Source organism: Povalibacter uvarum (assembly GCF_014202975.1).
Lineage (GTDB): Bacteria > Pseudomonadota > Gammaproteobacteria > Steroidobacterales > Steroidobacteraceae > Steroidobacter > Steroidobacter uvarum.
The window spans coordinates 1,104,662-1,123,439 of sequence record NZ_JACHHZ010000002.1; the positions used below are offsets into that span (position 1 = coordinate 1,104,662).

Consider the following 18,778-nt stretch of genomic DNA (forward strand, 5'->3'; position numbering starts at 1 on the left):
GTTAGCGGTTGGCGGTTGGTTCGGACCAAGACGGAGCAGCCAGGGATCAGAGTTGCGCGGTTCTTGTTCTGAACTAACCGCCAACCGCCAACCGCTAACCGCTTCTATCCTAGTTCCCTCCTACGCGCGCTGTGTCCCTTGCGTTCTCTTCGAACGCCTCCATGATCGCGTCGTCGCCGGTGAGGCCTTGCTCGTGGGCGCGGGCGATACAGGCGAGCATGCGCTTGTAGTCGCGGGGCATCACGCGCACGAACTGTTTCACCGACTTGTCCCACGAATCCAGCACCTGTTTCGCGCGGGCGCTGTTTGTGTAGTGCAGGTGGCGTTCGATCATGGTCTTCACGGCCGCGATCTCTTCGGGCTCATCGAGTCCGCCGATCTCGACCATGTCGGCATTGATGTTCAGGCGCGCATCGCCGCGTTCATCGAAGATGTACGCGACGCCGCCCGACATGCCGGCGCCGAAGTTGCGGCCGACGCCCCCGAGGACGATCACGCGGCCGCCCGTCATGTATTCGCAACCGTGGTCGCCCACGGCTTCGACGACTGCGTGTACGCCGCTGTTGCGGACGCAGAAGCGTTCACCTGCCATCCCTGCCAGGTACACCTCGCCGCTCGTGGCGCCGTAGAGCGCAACGTTGCCGACGATGATGTTCTCCCACGTGTTGAACGTGGCCTGCTTCGACGGATAGACGATCAGCTTGCCGCCCGAGAGGCCCTTGCCGACGTAGTCGTTGGCGTCGCCTTCGAGACGGAAGCTCATGCCGCGTGGCAGGAACGCACCGAAGCTCTGTCCCGCCGAACCCGTGAGGCCAATCTGGATCGTGTCTTCGGGCAGCCCGGCTGCGCCGTACTTGCGGGTAACTTCGCTGCCGGTGATCGTGCCGAACACGCGGTTGATGTTGCGGATCGTGAGATTCGCCGTGACCTTTTCGCCGCGCTCGATCGCGGGCTTGCAGATATCGAGCAGCTGCGTCATGTCGAGCGACTTCTCGAGACCGTGGTCCTGCGTGATCTGGCAGAAGCGGCCGATGTCGTTACCTGCGTCCGGCTGGTAAAGCAGGTTGCTGAAGTCGAGACCCTTCGCCTTCCAGTGAGCGATGGCCTTGCGTGCTTCGAGCTTGTCGACGCGGCCGATCATTTCCTCGATCGTGCGGAAGCCGAGCTGCGCCATCAGCTCGCGCATTTCCATCGCGATGAAACGCATGAAGTTCACAGCGTGCTCTGGCTTGCCGGAGTACTTCTCACGCAGACGCGGATCCTGAGTCGCGACACCTGCTGGGCAGGTATTGAGATGGCAGACGCGCATCATGATACAGCCCGTTGCAACGAGCGGTGCCGTTGCAAAGCCGAACTCTTCGGCGCCCAGCAGTGCGGCAACGATCACGTCACGGCCCGTCTTGAGCTGGCCGTCGGTTTCGACAGCGATGCGGCTGCGCAGGTTGTTCATCACGAGCGTCTGGTGAGTCTCGGCGAGGCCGAGTTCCCACGGCAGACCTGCGTGCATGATCGATGTCTGGGGCGACGCGCCGGTGCCGCCGTCGTAGCCGCTGACCAGGACGACGTCTGCGTGCGCCTTCGCGACGCCGGCCGCGACAGTGCCGACGCCGACTTCGGCGACGAGCTTCACGCTGATGCGAGCGTGACGATTCGCGTTCTTGAGATCGTGGATCAGCTCGGCGAGATCTTCGATCGAGTAGATGTCGTGATGCGGCGGCGGCGAGATGAGGCCGACGCCCGCCGTCGTGTGACGGGTCTTTGCGATCGGCGGATAGACTTTGCCGCCGGGCAACTGACCGCCTTCGCCGGGCTTCGCGCCCTGCGCCATCTTGATCTGGATCTCACGTGCGCTGACGAGGTATTCGCTGGTGACGCCGAAGCGGCCGGAGGCGACCTGCTTGATCGCGGAGTTCTTCGAGTCGCCGTTGTCGAGTGCCTTGTAGCGCTCGGGATCTTCGCCGCCTTCGCCCGTGTTGCTCTTGCCGCCGATGCGGTTCATCGCGATCGCGAGCGTCTCGTGCGCTTCTTTGCTGATCGAGCCGTAGGACATCGCGCCCGTCTTGAAGCGCTTCATGATGCTCTCGATCGGCTCGACTTCCTCGAGCGGCACAGCGTCGCCGACCTTGAACTCGAGCAGCCCGCGCAGCGTGCACAGGTTCGTCGACTGCTCGTTGACGAGCTTGCTGTACTCCTTGAACGTGCCGAAGTTGTCGGTGCGCACGCTCTTCTGCAGGCGATGGATCGATTCCGGATTGAAGAGATGGAACTCGCCGTCTGAACGCCACTGATACAGACCGCCGACCGGCAGAGTGTGACCGTCGACGCGGCGTTCCGGGAACGCAGCCTTATGACGCACGAGCACTTCCTGGGCGATGACATCCATGCCGATGCCGCCGATGCGCGAGGCGGTCCAGGTGAAGTATTCGTCGATCACGTCCTGGCGCAGGCCGACGCCTTCGAATACCTGGGCGCCGCGATAGCTCTGGATCGCGGAGATGCCCATCTTCGCCATCACCTTGATCACGCCCTTCGTCGCGGCCTTCACGAGGTTCTGACACGCCTTCTTGTGATCGATGTTCAGCAGGCGATCGTCGCGGATCATGCCGTCGATCGTTTCGAAGGCGACGTAAGGATTGATCGCGCTCGCCCCGTAACCGATCAGCAGCGAGAAGTGATGCACTTCGCGCGCTTCGCCGGTTTCGACGACGAGGCTGACGCGGGTGCGCAGGCCTTCACGGATCAGGTAGTGATGCAGGCCGGCGGTCGCAAGCAGCGCCGGAATCGGAGCGAACTCGCGATTGACGCCGCGGTCGCTGAGGATGAGGACGTTCACTTCTTCCTCTTCGATCATGCGACGCGCCATCAGGCGGATTTCCTCCATCGACTTGACCAGGCCTTTCTCGCCGCGGGTCACGCGGAAGAGGGCCGGAAGCACGCCGACCTTCAGGCCCGGCAGATCCATGCGGCGGATCTTGGCGAACTCTTCGTTCGTCATGATCGGCCACTTGAGCTCGAGCCGGCGGCAATCCGCGGGCTGCGGGTTGAGCAGGTTGCCTTCAGAGCCGAGACGCGTTTCCGCTGAAGTGATGATCTCTTCGCGGATGCAGTCGATCGGCGGGTTCGTGACCTGCGCGAACAGCTGCTTGAAGTAGTCGTAGAGCAGGCGCGGCTTGTTCGACAGCACCGCGAGCGGCGTGTCGTTGCCCATCGAGCCCACGGCCTCGACGCCGTTCTGTGCCATCGGCGCGAGCAGCAGACGCTCGTCTTCGAACGTGTAGCCGAACGCGATCTGACGCTGCAGCAGCGTGTCGTGATCGGGTTGGGGGACTTCAGGCGCCTGCGGCAGATCGTTCAGATGCACCTGGTGATCGGCGATCCACTCGCGATAGGGACGCTCGGTGGCGACAGCCTTCTTGATCTCTTCATCGGGGACGATGCGGCCCTGCTCGGTGTCCACGAGGAACATGCGGCCTGGCTGCAGGCGACCCTTCTGCACCACATCCGCCGGCTCGACTTCGAGCACGCCGGCCTCGGACGCCATGATGACGAGGCCTTCCTTCGTCACGTAGTAGCGCGAGGGGCGCAGGCCGTTGCGATCGAGGAGGGCGCCGATCTGCGTGCCGTCGGTGAAGCAGATGGAAGCGGGGCCGTCCCACGGTTCCATCAGCGAGGAGTGATATTGATAGAACGCGCGCTTCGCATCGTCCATGGTCTGATGGTTCGACCACGGCTCGGGAATCATCATCATCATCGCGTGCGGCAGCGAGCGGCCCGCGAGCACGAGCAATTCCAGCGTGTTGTCGAACATCGCCGAGTCCGAGCCGTTCGGATTGATGATCGGCAGGATCTTGCTGATGTCGTCGCCGAACACATCGGTCTGGAACAGCGCTTCGCGCGCGTGCATCCAGTTCGCGTTGCCGCGGACCGTGTTGATCTCGCCGTTGTGCGCGATGTAGCGATACGGATGGGCGCGATCCCAGCTCGGGAACGTGTTCGTGCTGAAGCGCGAGTGCACGAGTGCGATCGCGGTCTCCATCGACGGATCGCTCAGGTCCGGGAAGTACTGCGCCAGCTGCGCCGTGAGCAGCATGCCTTTGTAGACGAGCGTCTTGTGCGACAGGCTCGCCACGTACCAGGACGCCGCGCCTTCGAGCGTCGATGCGCGGATTTCGCTGTAGGCACGCTTGCGGATGACGTAGAGCTTGCGTTCGAAAGTCAGCTCGTCGGCGATCTCGGCATTGCGGCCGACGAACACCTGGCGCATGAACGGTTCGCAGGACTTCGCCGTTTCGCCGAGCATGGAATTGATCGTCGGCACCGTGCGCCAGCCGAGCACGGTCTGGCCTTCCGACTGCACGATCTGCTCGAACTTTTCTTCGATGCGACGGCGCAGCGTCGCATTGCGCGGCAGGAAGACGATGCCGCAGCCATAGAGGCCCGGCTCCGGCAGGTCGATGCGCGCCTTCTTCGCTGCTTCCTTCAGGAACTTGTGCGGCATCTGCATGAGCACACCCGCACCGTCGCCGGTGTTCACTTCGGCACCGCATGCACCGCGATGATCCAGATTGGTGAGGATCTGCAGTCCGTCTTTGAGCAATTTATGCGATTTGCGGCCCTTGATATCGACGACAAAGCCGACGCCGCAAGCGTCATGTTCGTAAGCCGGGTCGTAGAGGCCCTGCTTTTCGGGCCGGACGGTCCGGTTGGGGCCGGCCGCTTCGTGCTGCGTGCTGCTCATATGGGTTACCGCTTCAAACCGTAATTCATGGCCGAAATTCATCGCCAGTTCCCGCACGTTCGCTGCAGGATCGTTCTCCAGGCTCGCGGGCGCGGCGGTTCTGGGCCGCGGCTCGGCACGTTGCCTGCTGGCATTCGTCAGCGTCAGCGCCACGATCCCCGCGGCTCTTCGGCGCGCGCCGTTCGCGCAAGCCGCGGCTCCTTCTGGATGCATAACGCGGGCCGGACGGTGGCAAAGATCCCTGCGTGGGCGAATTTCGCGGAGGCTGTTCCCGATCCTTCCGGGACCTCCAAGTCGCTGATTCAATTAGGCAGATTCAGGCGGCAAGGCATCACGCACGCGTCCGGACGGGACGGTGGCGGCCTGCGCTCGTTGAATACAACCCGAAGGAATGTCGGCCATATTACAGAGGCATCTACTTGGTGCAAGCAGAAGGCCAGTCAGCTAGCCGGCTAGCTATTAGCCAGCCAGCCCGCGGATCCGGGCTACTTGGTAGCCGCCTGGGCGGTCGTTCAGCGGCTGCCCCTCTTGGCGTACATGACTTTCCAGTCGTCGTCCTCTCGCCGCAGGGTGATTTCGAAATCCTGAACGTCGGCGGCCAGATTCCAGGCGTTCGCGGCGTCGGCCTCCCGCCCGACCATGCCGATGGTCATGCGCACCAGGGCTTCGTCCGGCCCCGGCAGTTCGAGCTCGTCGATCCGGGTGAGCAGGTGGATCGACTGGTTGGCGATGAAGTAGCCCATCAGGTACTGACGCAACTGATCGCGATCCTGGCCGTACTGATCGCGGAAGTCGTCGGCGACGAACTCCATGAGATCGCTGACGTCGCGCGCCTCCGCGGCTTTCTCCATCGCATCGATCGCACGCCGGACCTGCGTCTCCGGTGAGTCCGAGCTGCCGCAGGCGCTGATGAGAAACACGCAAGTGAGCAGGACGCTGAAGCGACGCAGCATGGAGGTGAGCACTTCTGTAAAGAACGCCGACGACCACTATTGCTTGCGAACGACTGGGACGCAAACCACGTTTTTCGGGTCGTCACTTTGGTCCAATGGCGGGGTCAAGCGGTCGACTAAGCTGCCTTGAGAGCGACGTGGCGCTGCGGTCTTGACCCTCCAAAGGGGCGCATGCTCAGATCGCCGCGCATCGCCCGCAGGAAGCGTTTCTGGCCGAATTCCGACTCTATCGGGGAGAACCAACACATGAAGTCCTTTGCCGCGCTGCCCGCGAGCGTTCCTGCTGCCCTCGCCGCATTGCTTTCCCTGACCGTCGCACAGGCTGCCGATGGTCCGCTGGCGGTGAAGAAGGGCTCGGGCGGCTCTGAAGTGCAAGGCTCCGCTGGTCCCGGTGGATCGCAGGGCGACAATGGCCAGGAGAAGTGCGACAAGCCCATGGGTGCCATGGCGGTCGTCGAACCCCAGGATTACGTGTCGCAGTCGCTGTCGCGCTACGGCCTGCAGTCGCCGACCGGCATCATCCGCATGATGATCCAGCAGTCGAACTGCTTCATCGTCGTCGAGCGCGGCATCGGCATGCAGAACATGATGCAGGAGCGTGCACTCGCGGAATCCGGTGAGCTGCGCCAGGGCTCGAACATGGGCGGCGGCCAGATGGTCAGCGCGGACTTCGTTCTCACGCCCGCGATCGTCTTCCAGGAGAACAACGCCGGCGGCATCGGCGGCGCACTCGGTGGATTGGTCGGTGGTTCAAGCGGTCGCGCACTCGGCGCCATTGCCGGCGGCGTGAAGTTCAAGGAAGCGCAGACGAGCATGCTCGTTGCGGACGCGCGCACGGGCGTGCAGGTCGCTGCTGCTGAAGGCAGCGCAAAGAAAGCCGATCTGCGTCTCGGCGGATTCCTGTGGGGCGGCAGCGCGGCGGGCGGCGCCGGCGGTTACGCCAACACCAACGAAGGCAAGATTCTCGCGGCCAGCCTCGTCGACAACTACAACAACATCGTGCGCTCCGTGCGCGGCCAGCCGAGCCTGCATCGCGATGTAGGCACGCTCGCCGAAGAAGCAGGCAAGAAGAGCAAGGGCGGCGCCGTGTTCAACGAAGGCGACACCGTCGTCCCGAAGCTCGGCAACCTGAAGCTCTATCCGACCGCTGGCGAAACCGGCAAACCGATCGCAACGCTCAGCAAGGGCGAAGAAATGATCGTGATGGGCGAGGAAGAGAACGGATTCATCAAGGTTGAGACGGCCAACGGCGGTGGGTGGGTGAAGAAGGTGCTCATCAGCAAATAGCGACGAGCTGTGAGCGGCGAGCGGCGAGCCAGAAGGGAAGCTTCTCTCTATCGCCGTTCGCGCTCCCCCCGAGAATCTGATCTCTTTCTGGCTCGCAGCTCATAGCTCACCGCTCGCAGCCCGTAGCTCCCCGCTCGCCGCCATATCAATCTTATTCCCCCACCCCCCTAATTCCCGCCCCCGCTTGCCCCTATCCTCCTTCTCCAACAAAGGAGGCTTTCATGATTACGGTACGCAAGGCGGAAGAGCGCGGCACGAGCCGGATCAGCTGGCTCGACAGCCGCCATACGTTCAGTTTCTCGGACTACTACGATCCCAAGAACATGGGATTCCGGTCGCTGCGTGTCATCAACGACGACAGGGTCGCGCCTGCCGGTGGTTTCGGTACGCACGGCCATCGCGACATGGAGATCATCACGTACGTGCTCGATGGGGCGCTCGCGCACAGCGACAGCATCGGCACGGGCTCGGTGATCCGTCCGGGTGATGTGCAGAAGATGAGCGCGGGCAGCGGGATTCGTCACAGCGAGTTCAATCATTCGCAGACGGAACCGGTGCACTTCCTGCAGATCTGGATCATTCCGGATCGCGGCGGCGTGCAGCCTGGTTATCAGCAGCTCAACTTCCCGCGTGAATCGAAGCTCGGCAAGCTCCTGCTCGTCGCGTCGAACGAGAAACGCGAGGACATCATTCACATCCAGCAGGACGCGAAGATGTACGTGACAGTGCTGGAGTCAGCGGACCAGAAGGTCGAGCACACGCTGGAGCCGGGACGGCACGCGTGGGTTCATGTGGCGCGCGGTTCGGTGACAGTGAATGGCAAGACGCTGAAGGACGGCGATGGAGCCGCGATTACGGATGAGGCGAAGATCGAGATCAGCGGGGCGCCGGGAGGCGAGGCTATTCTGTTCGATCTGGGATGAAGTAGGAACCCGTCATTCCGCACAAGCGGGATCCATGCTCGCTGGATGGATCCCCGCCTGCGCGGGGATGACGGCGTGCCGGTCTCGCGGCTATGCCGCGAGACCCAGCTGTTTCAGCAGCGGCTCAATCTCCGGTTTCCTTCCACGAAAGTCCACGAACGCTTCCATTGCGTCGCGGCTGCCGCCCTGTTCGAGAATCGATGAGAGGAAGCGGCGGGAGACCTTCTCGTTGAAGATGCCCTGTTCTTCGAAGGCGCTGAACGCGTCGGCGGCGAGCACTTCGGCCCACTTGTAGCTGTAGTAGCCCGCCGCGTAGCCGCCCGAGAAAATGTGCTGGAAGCTGTGAGCGAAGCGGTTGAACGCGGGCGGCTTGATCACCGCGACGCTGTCGCGCACTTCGCTGAGGACCTGCATGATGCGATCGGTGCCGTCGCCGGCGATCTCGCTGTGGATGCGCAGATCGAACAGCGCGAATTCCAGTTGACGCACGCTCGCCATGCCGGCCTGGTAAGTGCGTGAGCCGAGCAGTCGCTGCAATTCGATCTGCGGCAGCGGTTCGCCTGTTTCCACGTGCGACGAAATCAGCGGCAGCACCTCGGGTCGCCACGCAAAGTTCTCCATGAACTGGCTCGGCAGTTCGACCGCGTCCCAGGCGACGCCGTTGATGCCGGCGATGCTCGGATAGTCGACGCGCGTCAGCATGTGATGCAGGCCATGACCGAATTCATGGAACATGGTCACGACTTCGGAGTGCGTCAGCAGCGACGGCTGATTGCCGACCGGTGGCGTGAAATTGCAGACGAGATAAGCGACCGGCAGCGTCGTGCTGCCCGAGTCCAGGTGCTTGCGACCGACGCATTCATCCATCCAGGCGCCGCCGCGTTTCTTGGGACGCGCGTACAAGTCGACGAAGAAGCTGCCACGCCGGGAGCCGTCGCTGTTGATGATGTCGTAGAAACGTGCGTCAGGGTGATAGATGTTCACGCCCTGGCGTTCGGCGATGCGAACGCCGTACAAGCGCTCGGCAACGCCGAACATGCCCGCGAGAACCTGCGGAAGCGGGAAGTACGGACGCAGCGCTTCTTCCGACAGCGAGAACTTCTGCTGCTTCTGGCGCTCGGCGTAGAAGCCGACATCCCATGCGTTGAGCGCGCGACCCGCGAACTTCGTCAGATCACTGTATTCGCGCTGGGCGACAGGTTTGCTCTTCGCTGCGAGCTGTTCGAGGAACTCGCGGACTTCGTTCGTCGAAGAAGCCATCTTCGTCGCGAGCGAATACTCGGTGTAGTTCGCGAAACCGACGAGCTGCGCGAGCTCGCGGCGAGTCGCCAGAATCTGTGCCATCAGCTCGCTGTTGTCCCAGCGCTCGGGAGAGAGGCCCTGATCCGAACCTCGGGTCACCCAGCCGTGATAGAACTCGCGCCGCAGCGCCTCGTTCTCCGCGTGCATCATGATCGCGGTGTAGTTGGGAGCGTCGAGCGAGAACAACCAACCGGGTTTGCTCGCGGCCTCTGCAGCCGCACGAGCACGGTGCGCGATCGGCGCGGGCAGCCCCTTGATCTCGCTTTCCTCGATGACGTGACGTGACCAGGCATTCGTCGCGTCGAGGACGTTCTCGTCGAACTTCGCCTGCAGCGTCGTCAGCTTCTCCATGAGCGCTTTGAACTGCTGCTTCTGCTCATCGGGGAGCGCGACGCCAGCGAGCCTGAAATCGCGGAGTGCGTTCTCGAGCAACTTGCGCTGCGCCGCGGTCAGGCTCGGACCTTCGCTCTTCAGGATGTGCTCGTAGGCTCTGTACAGGTCCGCGTTCTGCGCCAGGTCCGTATGCCAGGCAGTGAGCAGCGGCAGGCAGGCGTTGTACGCGGCACGCAATTCGTCGCTGTTGACCACACCGTTCATGTGCCCGATGGGCGACCACGTGCGCGAGAGCCGATGCTGCATTTCTTCGAGCGGCACGACCAGCGAGCTCCAGGTGTTCGCCTTCGCGTCCAGGAGGGATCGGAGCTTCGCCCGGTTCCCATCCAGCACCTCGCGGATCGCGGGCTCGATGTGCTCGGACCGGATGTCGCTGAACGGAGGCAGTTCGTGGGACTGGAGCAGGGGATTGGTCATGGAAGTTGACGGTTCACAGTTGACGGTTGAGAGTTCCGATGTGGGGACGAAGCTTCTTCCCGTCAACCGGCAACCGTCAACCGCCATGCCTATTTCCTCCTACCGCAACATCAGCCCGACGCTCGGGGCCCGTGTTTATGTCGACCCGAGCGCCGTCGTGATCGGAAAAGTCACGATCGGTGAGGATTCTTCCGTCTGGCCGACCGCCGTCGTTCGCGGCGACGTCAATTCGATAACCATCGGCGCGCGCACCAGCATCCAGGACGGATCGGTTCTGCACGTCACGCACGATGGTCCCTATCGGCCTGGCGGTCGCGCGTTGATCGTCGGTTCGGATGTGACGGTCGGTCATCGCGTTACGCTGCACGCTTGCACCGTCGGTAACACGTGTCTGGTCGGCATGGGTGCGATCCTGCTCGACGACGTGGTGATGGAAGACTTCGTGATGATCGGTGCGGGCACGCTGGTCCCGCCTGGGAAGCGACTGGAAAGCGGTGGGCTGTATGTCGGCAGCCCTGCGAAGCGCGTTCGCGATCTCAAGCAGAGCGAGATCGAGTTCCTGACGTATTCAGCGGCGCACTATGTGAAAGTGAAGGACGAATATCTCGCGGCGAGCCGCCAGCAGAGGTGATGACGTCAGGCTACTTTTGACTCTTCACTGCTTCCAGCACCGCTTTCGTCTCGGGTCGCACACCGCGCCACAACTGAAATGCCTCCGCGGCCTGTTCGACCAGCATCCCCCAGCCGGTTTCGGCGCGGCCTGCGCCGGCATTGCGGGCCCAGCGCGTGAATGCCGTATCGCCTTTGCCGTACGCCATGTCGTAACACAGCGTGGTCGGGCCGATCACGGCGGGAGGAATCGGCGGGATGGTGTCCTGCAGGCTCGCCGATGTGGCGTTGAGGATCAGATCGAAAGTGCCGTCGGTGCTGATCTCATCGAAGCTGCAGCCGCGCAGATTGCCGAGCAGACGGAACTCGTTCACGAGTTGCGTCGCACGATCGCTGTTGCGATTCGCGATCTCGATGGATTCCGGTCCTGCGCCAAGCAGCGGGCCCAGAACACCGCGTGCCGCACCGCCGGCGCCCAGCAGCAGGATGCGTGTGTTATCGAGTTCGAGCGACAGATTCTTCGTCAGGTCGGCGAGAAGGCCTGCGCCGTCGGTGTTGTCACCGAGCAGGCCATCGGGTTGTGCCGCGAGCGTATTCACCGCTCCTGCGATTTCCGCGCGCGGCGTTCTGAATCGTGTAAGGAGCGCAACGGCCTGCTTGTGCGGGACAGTGACGTTCAATCCCTTGCCGCCGGATTCGAAGAACGCATTGACATCGCGGTCGAGATTTTCCGGCGGGACTTCGATGCGCGTGTAGGTGAGCGCCTGCCCGGTCTGTTTCGCGAACAGGCCATGAATGAACGGCGACCAGCTGTGCTTGATCGGAAAGCCGATGACGGCGTAACGGTCGGCAGCGGGTGAGGAACCGCTCAACATCACCCCTTCGACCACTGCGCTGCCTGCTTTGCGAAGTAAGTGAGGATGCCGTCCGCACCCGCGCGGCGAATCGAGAGCAGCGATTCCATGATCGCGCCACGCTCGTCGAGCCAGCCGTTACGAATGGCAGCGGTCAGCATCGCGTACTCGCCGCTGACCTGATACACGAAGGTCGGAGCGCCGAATGTGTCTTTGACCCGGCGCACGATGTCGAGATACGGCAGGCCCGGTTTCACCATGATCATGTCCGCGCCTTCCTGCAGGTCGAGCGCGACTTCGCGCAGCGCTTCGTCTGAGTTCGCAGGATCCATCTGGTAGCTGTACTTGTTGCCCTTGCCGAGACTGCCGGCGGAGCCGACGGCATCGCGAAACGGACCGTAAAAGCTCGAGGCGTACTTTGCGGAGTACGCGAGGATGCGCGTGTTCACGTGGCCTTCGAGTTCGAAGGATTCGCGAATGGCACCGATGCGGCCATCCATCATGTCACTCGGTGCGACCACATCCGCGCCGGCAGCCGCATGCGATAGCGCCTGCTTCACGAGCGCGGCAACTGTGATGTCATTCAGGACATAGCCGCTGTCGTCGATGATGCCGTCCTGGCCGTGCGTCGTGAACGGATCGAGCGCCACGTCGGTGATGACACCGAGTTCAGGCACTGCCTTCTTCACTGCGCGCACCGCACGCTGTGCGAGGCCTTCCGGATTCCACGCTTCCTCGGCGTCGAGGCTCTTCGCTTCCGTCGGCGTCACTGGAAACAAGGCGAGGGCGGGAATGCCTAGCTTTGCGAGACTCTCCGCTTCACGCACCAGTTCGTCGATCGTTACGCGCTCGACGCCAGGCATGCTCGGCACGGCCTGGCGCTGGCTACGACCTTCGATGACGAACATCGGATAGATCAGGTTGTCCGCGCTCAATGTCGTCTCGCGCATCAGGCGGCGCGAAAAGTCATCGAACCGCATGCGGCGCAGACGAGTGCGCGGGAATTCGCCGGTTTCTCGGTCAGACATGGCGGAGGGCTCGGGGCGTGGGGCTTGAGGCTCGGGGCCTGAGACGGACAAGATAAGGACTGAAGCCTACAACCTCCTGACCGGTGCCTCAAACATGCCTGCCAAGAACAAGACTCGTTGCCAGTGGGTTGCCAACGGCAACGAGCTCTATATCCAGTATCACGATACGGAATGGGGCGTGCCGGCCCGGGACGACCGGACCCAGTTCGAGTTCCTGATCCTCGAGGGCGCCCAGGCGGGATTGTCGTGGTCGACGATCCTGAACAAGCGCGAAGGCTATCGCGCGGCGTTCGTGGGTTTCGATCCAGAGAAGATCGCGCGCTTCGGCAAACGCGACGTCACGCGGCTGATGAACGATGCGGGCATCGTGCGCAACCGACTGAAGATCGAAGCCGCCATCGGCAACGCGAAAGCGTTCCTCGAATTCAGCGAGAAGGTCGGCTCATTCTCGAAGCACATGTGGAGCTTCGTCGGCGGCAAGCCCATCCAGAACAACATCGCCCTTCACGGCAAGGTGCCCGCGACCAGCGCCGAGTCCGATGCTCTGAGCAAGGATCTGAAGAAGCGCGGCTTCCGCTTCGTCGGCAGCACGATCATCTACGCGCACATGCAGGCGACGGGGATGGTGAATGATCATCTGACGAGCTGCTACAGACATAGGGAATGCAAGAAGCTTGCTGCCAGCTAGCAGCCAGCCGCGCAGCCTCCTACTCCCCCACCAACCACTCAACCCTCACACTTCCCGCCTTGTCCGGCGAGAGCAGCCCCAGCAGCTCATCCAGCGTTTGCTTCATCCCGACATCCAGCTGCCACGGCGGATTCGCTATCAGCATTCCCGATCCGTTGAGTCCGGTCGGCGAGTCGACGGGTCGGAGATTGAGATCGAGGAGCAGCAGTTTGCGCAGGCCCGACTGCTGCAGTGATGCGTGGAAGCGGCGGTATTCGCCGCCGGCCTTGATCGGATACCAGATAGCGAACACGCCGTTGGGCCAGCGCTCGAGGCCGAATTTCAGTGCTTTCTCGACGGCGGCGAATTCGTCTTCCGCTTCGTACGGAGGATCGATCAGGACGAGTCCGCGATTCTCCTTCGGCGGCAGGTAGGTCTTGAGTGCGGCGTAGCCGTCGCCCGCGATAACAGAAATTCCGCGGCGCCTTGGCAAGGATCTCTCGAGGGCGCGTGCTTCCGGGGGCTGCTGTTCGACGAAGACGATTCGGTCGGTATCGCGCAACGCGCCCAGCGCGAGAAGGGGGGAACCGGCGTATTCCCGAAACTGGCGCGCGGTCTTGCCCGATGCGGTTGCGGCGATCTTGAAGTAGGTTGCGAGATCCGGGTCGGCGAATTTCGCTTCATGCAGCCTGCCGACCCCTGAACGCCACTCATCGCCGCGCGCAGCATCGTCCGAGTGCAGGTCGTAGAGTCCCCGGCCCGCATGCGTGTCCAGGAAAAACAGCGGCGTCGGCTTCTTCGTGAGGCGTGCGATTACGCCAAGCAGCACGACGTGCTTGTGGACATCGGCGAAGTTGCCGGCATGGAAGGCGTGACGGTAGTTCAAGGCTCGAGCTCGTGGAGATTCGATGCGGCGGTCTAACCCAATCGACCCGCAACGACGTTAGTATGACGCGATGCGTGCCATCGCTGGTGAGGGGTTGTCATGTCGAAGCACTTTTCCTCAAGGATCTGGCCGATCGTACTGCTCGGCGCCACTACGGCTTGTGCGCATGTCGGGGATTCGACCGCCACGGAGCAGTCCCCGAGGAAGCCGGTCATGAGGGAGCACGAAAGCGTGACGGGCGTGGCTGGTGATGCGAAGAAGGGCCAGGCCGGCAAATCCACCGATCTCGTCGGCGCCATCGCGAATGATCTGTCGCAGCGGCTCGGCGTCGGCGTGGCCCAGATCGAAGTGGTCTCAATGGATGCGATGACCTGGAACGACGGCTCTCTGGGTTGCCCGCAACCCGGTCAGTCCTACCTTCAGGCGCTGACCCCCGGCGTGCGCGTGGTGCTCAAGAACAGCGGTCAGCTGTACGAGTACCACGCATCGAACAACGGCACGTTCGTTTATTGCCCCAATCCGACGCGCACACCCGACGGACTGGATCGACAGTAAGAAGAAACCGGAGTTTCGCACGGAGTTCACGGAGATCACGGAGATCGGGCCCGAGTCCTCCGTCCTTTCGAAACTCCGTGTGAAACTTCTCGATCCCGAAAAAAGAAGGGCCCCTCGAGAGGGGCCCTTCGATGTCACGCAGACTGGAGCCTGGGTTACGGCCGGTCGAGGATGACCGACGGCGATTCCCAGGTTTCCGTGTGAGCGGGATTGCTCGCGTCGCCCAGTGCTCTCAGCACCGAAATCGTCACGACATACTCGCCGTCCGGAACCGTGAAGGTCTGGCCCTGACCCGCGAACGTCGTGCCATCCCAGGCGAAGGCGAAGAAGCCCGTCGGCGTCGCACTGCGGCCGAAGTACTTCTCGTCGACGATCTTGTGCCAGTTACGGCCGCGCTTCTTCACGCCGTCCTTGTCGGTCTTGATCTCGGTCACCGTCATCTGGAACCGTGAGGACTGATGATCGAAGTGAGCGAGGAAGAACGGAGTGTCGTCGCCCTGCATCGTGTACGTGGCAGCCGCTGTCTGCCTCGTGTACGTGCCGCCTGCCAGCTTCGCGAGCCACGGGAAGCCGTTTGCCGTCGGTGTCAGGACCTGGATGCCCTGGTAGTCGCCGACGAAGCCCGCGAATGGCACGCGATAGACACGACCGCCGTCCACCGGCGTGAGCACGATGTAACCGCCGTACTGACCGTTGACCGGCTGCGTTGCCGGCGTGATCGTTGCCTTGAGGCAGATCTCGCCGCGTGCCGGAATGGTGACCGTCGACTGATCGAACGTCACGCTCGCGTCCGACGCGAAGAACGACGGCGTGATCGTGCCGCCCGTCGACAATGCGTTCACATACGAAACGTTGTACGTGACCGGGAAGCGCGCGGTGTTCTTCACTGCCAGTTCGTGCAGCGTCGGACCCGCTTCGCCTTCACCGAGCGACAACTTCGCCGGCGTGATGCTCGTCGTGGCGAGGATGGAGTCGTCGATGTCGACCATGCCCGCGCCCTGACGATGCACGTTGTCCAGGAAGCCGAGAGCAGGATTGCCGCCCCAGACCTTCGGATCAGCGCTGTTCTGGAAGATGTCGCGGACCTTGCCCGCTGCAACGTTCGGCTTGTACTGCTTGAGCAGCGCAGCCGCGCCGGCGACGTGCGGCGATGCCATCGACGTGCCGCTGATGTTGGCGTTGCCGCCCTTCTCGAGCGGATAGGTCGAGTTGATGCTGCCGCCAGGTGCGCCGATATCGGGCTTCAGCGAAAGGTCGGGCGACATGCCGTACGAGCTGAAGGACGAGATCAGGTTGCCCGTCGGATTCGGGATCGAGACCTGGCCCGTCGTCCACGTCATCGTCACAGCGCCGGCCGCGAGACGCGAATCGATGATCGCGCCTTCCGCTGCCGTGATCGCCACGACCGGGATGACGATCGGTACTGCGCCAACGACCGTCGGGTTGATGAAGCCCGGCGCATTGTTGTACAGCACGACGCCGGCAGCGCCTGCTGCCTGTGCATTCGCTGCTTTCTCAGCGAAGCCGCAAGTGCCGCGACGGATGAGCACGACTGTGCCCGTGAGGCTGCCCGGAGCGGGAGCGCCCGTTGCCGTGCAGGCATCAGCGGTGGAAGCCACCGTGCCGGTGCGGGACATCGGGAACGAACCGCTCGTCGGTGTCGTTGCAGCGCCGGTGGCGCCCGTCCAGCCGATCTGCTTGTTGTCCGGCGAAATCGTGAAGGCCGGCAGTAGCACGTCGGTGTTGTCGAACGATGCAGTGCCGATCACATTCTTGCCGACGCCCGGTGCGCTGGCCGAGTAGAGGCCGTTCGCACCGCTGTTGCCGATCGACGTGACGACGATCATGCCCTTGTTCACGAGCCGCGACGCTGCAGCAGCCGTCGGGTACTGCGGCCACTGATACGGGGCGCCGATGCTCATGTTGAGGATGTCCATGCCGTCGGCCAGCGCGCGCTCCATCGCCTCGAGCATGATCTCGGACGTCGTGGAGCCGTCGCAGCCGAACACACGGTAGGCGCCGAAGCTCACCTTAGGTGCTACGCCGCGGATCGTGCCGTTCGCGCCGACGATGCCGGCGACATGCGTGCCGTGGCCGTTGCAGTCATCCGGGAATGCATCGGGAACAGCGACCGGGTTGTAGGTGGGCGAAGTGTCGTCGGCGTTGAACGCATCGCCAACGAAGTCCCAGCCGGTGAACACGCGGCAGCCCGGACCGAAGCAGCCACCCAGGGCCGGATGGTCATAGTCGATGCCCGTGTCCATGATCGCGACCTTCACGCCTTCGCCCGTGAGGCCCAGCGTGTTCTGCGCGATGTCGGCGCCGGTCTGCTTGATCGCGGTGACGAGTTCGATGCCGGGCTGCGTGGAAGCCTTCGGCGGCGTGAACGTCATGACCGGATAGATTGCCTTGACGCCCGCGAGACGCCGCAGCTTGGCCACGTCGTCGGGGTTGATCTCGACGGAGACGCCGTTCCACAGCGTGCTGTAGGAGTAGCGTTCGACGTAGTTCAGTCTTTCAGTAGCCGCTGCTGCGCGGAACGTTTCATGTTCTGCGTTCAGCGAGCGGGCGCTGGTGCCCTCCGTGGCGGGTGCACTGTTGAACTCGACGAACCAGAGGCGGGAGGTTTCGTCGATCGGCCCGGTGTCCTCGACGTCGCTGTCGTCGCCGTAACTTTGCGCCTGCAGCGCCAGCGGCGCGAATGCCGCGGACAGTATGAACGCCGCGAGCGGCCATCGCGGTTTCGATGCACGTTGATCCATTGGAAAATCCCCGAAGTTGTTATAGCGCCTGATGCGCTTTCGCCTGGGGGATGTCTGCCGCCGATCGAGCGCGCACACAGCCCGCATCGAAACCCGCACCTCCATGCGACACAGGCGGCATTGCCCGAATCGCAACGGGACGCGAGCCGCAGCGTTGCCGCACGCAACGGTTGAGTGAAACTTGCGGGAACTGATCGCGGCTCGCGCAATCGTCGCGACTGACGCTACTCCTGCGATTCTGTGAATTCAATCACATTAAAGGGCGTTGCAAATGCAACGGAGGCGACCGCGAGAGTCGTGCGAGCTTGTATACAGACGAAGCCGCGAGCGAGGAAGCTACGAGCAGTGAGCCGGACGAAGAAAGCAGGCGGATGCGGCCATACGTCGGTGCGCGTGAACCTGCGAACGATCGAGCAGCACTAACCTGCGCGCGATTCGGTTTCGCCGAGCCAGTTGCGAGGGCGGAGGAAGTCGGTGTAAAGCAAAGCTTCTGGGGTGCCTGGCTCGGGTTGCCAGTTGTATTCCCAGCGGGCGAGCGGCGGCAGTGACATGAGGATCGATTCGGTTCGTCCGCCGGACTGCAGGCCGAACGAAGTACCGCGGTCGTATACCAGATTGAATTCGACATAACGTCCGCGACGATACAACTGGAAGTTGCGCTCGCGATCGGACCACGGTGTTGCGCGTCGCCGCGCAACGATCGGCAGGTACGCATCGAGGAAGCTGTCGCCGACGCTGCGCTGGTAAGCGAAGCAGCGCTCGAAATCCCATTCGTTGAGGTCGTCGAAGAAGAGTCCGCCGACACCCCGGGTTTCGTTGCGATGCTTGAGGAAGAAGTATCGATCGCACCAGTCCTTGTGGTGTGAGTAGACGTCTTCACCGAACGGCGCGCACGCCTGCTGCGCGGTTCGATGCCAATGCACGACGTCTTCCATGAAAGGGTAGTACGGCGTGAGATCGAAACCGCCGCCGAACCACCACGCGGATTTCTCCGGGCCCTTCGCCGAGAAGAAGCGCACGTTGGCGTGTGTCGTGGGAATGTAGGGATTCAACGGATGAATCACGAGCGAGACACCCATCGCTTCCCACTGCGCGCCCGCGAGTTCCGGCCGTTGCGCTGTCGCTGCCGGCGGCAGCTTCGCACCCATCACATGAGAGAAGTTCACGCCGGCCTGTTCGAATACCTGGCCGCCTCGCAGGACGCGGCTCTCGCCGCCGCCGCCTTCGGTGCGTTGCCACGCATCGCGCTGAAACTTCGCGACGCCATCGACCTGTTCGAGTCCCGCGCAGATGCGATCCTGCAGATCGCGCAGGTAGGCGAGGACAGCATCGGCTTTGGCGTGGATCGCAGTCATACGACGAATCCGATCAAGTCCCGGCGCGGGCAGTGACACGCGCGAAGCG

Annotated in this window: 13 protein-coding genes; 5 read left to right on the top strand and 8 right to left on the bottom strand. The window is 63.0% G+C overall.

Annotation, left to right across the window (positions count from 1 at the left end):
• Nucleotides 1-109: 109 nt before the first annotated feature.
• Both gltB and HNQ60_RS11055 read right to left on the bottom strand, forming a co-directional pair.
• On the bottom strand, nt 110-4,738 hold the full coding sequence (gene gltB / locus HNQ60_RS11050; protein WP_184331604.1) for a glutamate synthase large subunit: 4,629 nt from the start codon (nt 4,736-4,738) through the stop codon (nt 110-112).
• A 512-nt stretch (nt 4,739-5,250) separates the two neighbouring features.
• A complete protein-coding gene (locus tag HNQ60_RS11055; RefSeq protein ID WP_184331606.1) occupies nt 5,251-5,691 on the bottom strand; it encodes a Cif family virulence factor in 441 nt (146 codons plus the stop codon).
• 246 nt (nt 5,692-5,937) lie between these two features.
• Here HNQ60_RS11055 and HNQ60_RS11060 point away from each other — a divergent pair, with 246 nt between their 5' ends.
• Entirely contained in the window at nt 5,938-6,978 is a 1,041-nt protein-coding gene (locus HNQ60_RS11060; RefSeq protein WP_184331608.1) for a CsgG/HfaB family protein, read from the top strand.
• 221 nt (nt 6,979-7,199) lie between these two features.
• Nucleotides 7,200-7,901, top strand: coding sequence for a pirin family protein (locus tag HNQ60_RS11065; protein ID WP_184331609.1), 702 nt, complete (start codon nt 7,200-7,202; stop codon nt 7,899-7,901).
• 90 nt (nt 7,902-7,991) lie between these two features.
• Here HNQ60_RS11065 and HNQ60_RS11070 read toward each other — a convergent pair whose 3' ends face one another.
• Nucleotides 7,992-10,013 carry a M3 family metallopeptidase gene (locus tag HNQ60_RS11070; protein WP_184331611.1) on the bottom strand — a complete coding sequence of 674 codons (2,022 nt, stop codon included), beginning with the start codon at nt 10,011-10,013 and terminating at the stop codon, nt 7,992-7,994.
• 85 nt (nt 10,014-10,098) lie between these two features.
• On the opposite strand from HNQ60_RS11070, the gene HNQ60_RS11075 reads away from it, so the two are divergent.
• A complete protein-coding gene (locus tag HNQ60_RS11075; protein ID WP_184331612.1) occupies nt 10,099-10,644 on the top strand; it encodes a gamma carbonic anhydrase family protein in 546 nt (181 codons plus the stop codon).
• Nucleotides 10,645-10,654: 10 nt separating this feature from the next.
• On the opposite strand, the gene aroE is transcribed toward HNQ60_RS11075, so the two are convergent.
• Both aroE and hemB read right to left on the bottom strand, forming a co-directional pair.
• Complete coding sequence (gene aroE / locus HNQ60_RS11080) at nt 10,655-11,497, bottom strand: shikimate dehydrogenase (RefSeq protein ID WP_184331614.1); 843 nt, start codon at nt 11,495-11,497, stop codon at nt 10,655-10,657.
• The gene (gene hemB / locus HNQ60_RS11085) at nt 11,497-12,504 is read right to left on the bottom strand and encodes a porphobilinogen synthase (RefSeq protein ID WP_184331616.1); all 1,008 of its coding nucleotides are present in this window, start codon (nt 12,502-12,504) and stop codon (nt 11,497-11,499) included. The genes aroE and hemB overlap by 1 nt, the downstream gene beginning before the upstream one ends.
• A gap of 94 nt (nt 12,505-12,598) precedes the next feature.
• Here hemB and HNQ60_RS11090 point away from each other — a divergent pair, with 94 nt between their 5' ends.
• Complete coding sequence (locus HNQ60_RS11090; RefSeq protein ID WP_184331618.1) at nt 12,599-13,192, top strand: DNA-3-methyladenine glycosylase I; 594 nt, start codon at nt 12,599-12,601, stop codon at nt 13,190-13,192.
• 19 nt (nt 13,193-13,211) lie between these two features.
• On the opposite strand, the gene HNQ60_RS11095 is transcribed toward HNQ60_RS11090, so the two are convergent.
• Nucleotides 13,212-14,057 (bottom strand): 23S rRNA (adenine(2030)-N(6))-methyltransferase RlmJ, encoded by an 846-nt coding sequence (locus HNQ60_RS11095; protein WP_184331620.1) that lies wholly within the window; start codon nt 14,055-14,057, stop codon nt 13,212-13,214.
• A gap of 213 nt (nt 14,058-14,270) precedes the next feature.
• Here HNQ60_RS11095 and HNQ60_RS11100 point away from each other — a divergent pair, with 213 nt between their 5' ends.
• The gene (locus HNQ60_RS11100) at nt 14,271-14,612 is read left to right on the top strand and encodes a hypothetical protein (protein WP_184331622.1); all 342 of its coding nucleotides are present in this window, start codon (nt 14,271-14,273) and stop codon (nt 14,610-14,612) included.
• A 155-nt stretch (nt 14,613-14,767) separates the two neighbouring features.
• Here the strand turns inward: HNQ60_RS11100 and HNQ60_RS27875 are convergent, their stop codons facing one another.
• Nucleotides 14,768-17,374, bottom strand: coding sequence for a S8 family serine peptidase (locus HNQ60_RS27875; protein ID WP_184331624.1), 2,607 nt, complete (start codon nt 17,372-17,374; stop codon nt 14,768-14,770).
• Nucleotides 17,375-17,793: 419 nt separating this feature from the next.
• Entirely contained in the window at nt 17,794-18,729 is a 936-nt protein-coding gene (gene hemF / locus HNQ60_RS11110) for an oxygen-dependent coproporphyrinogen oxidase (protein WP_184331626.1), read from the bottom strand.
• Nucleotides 18,730-18,778 lie beyond the last annotated feature (49 nt).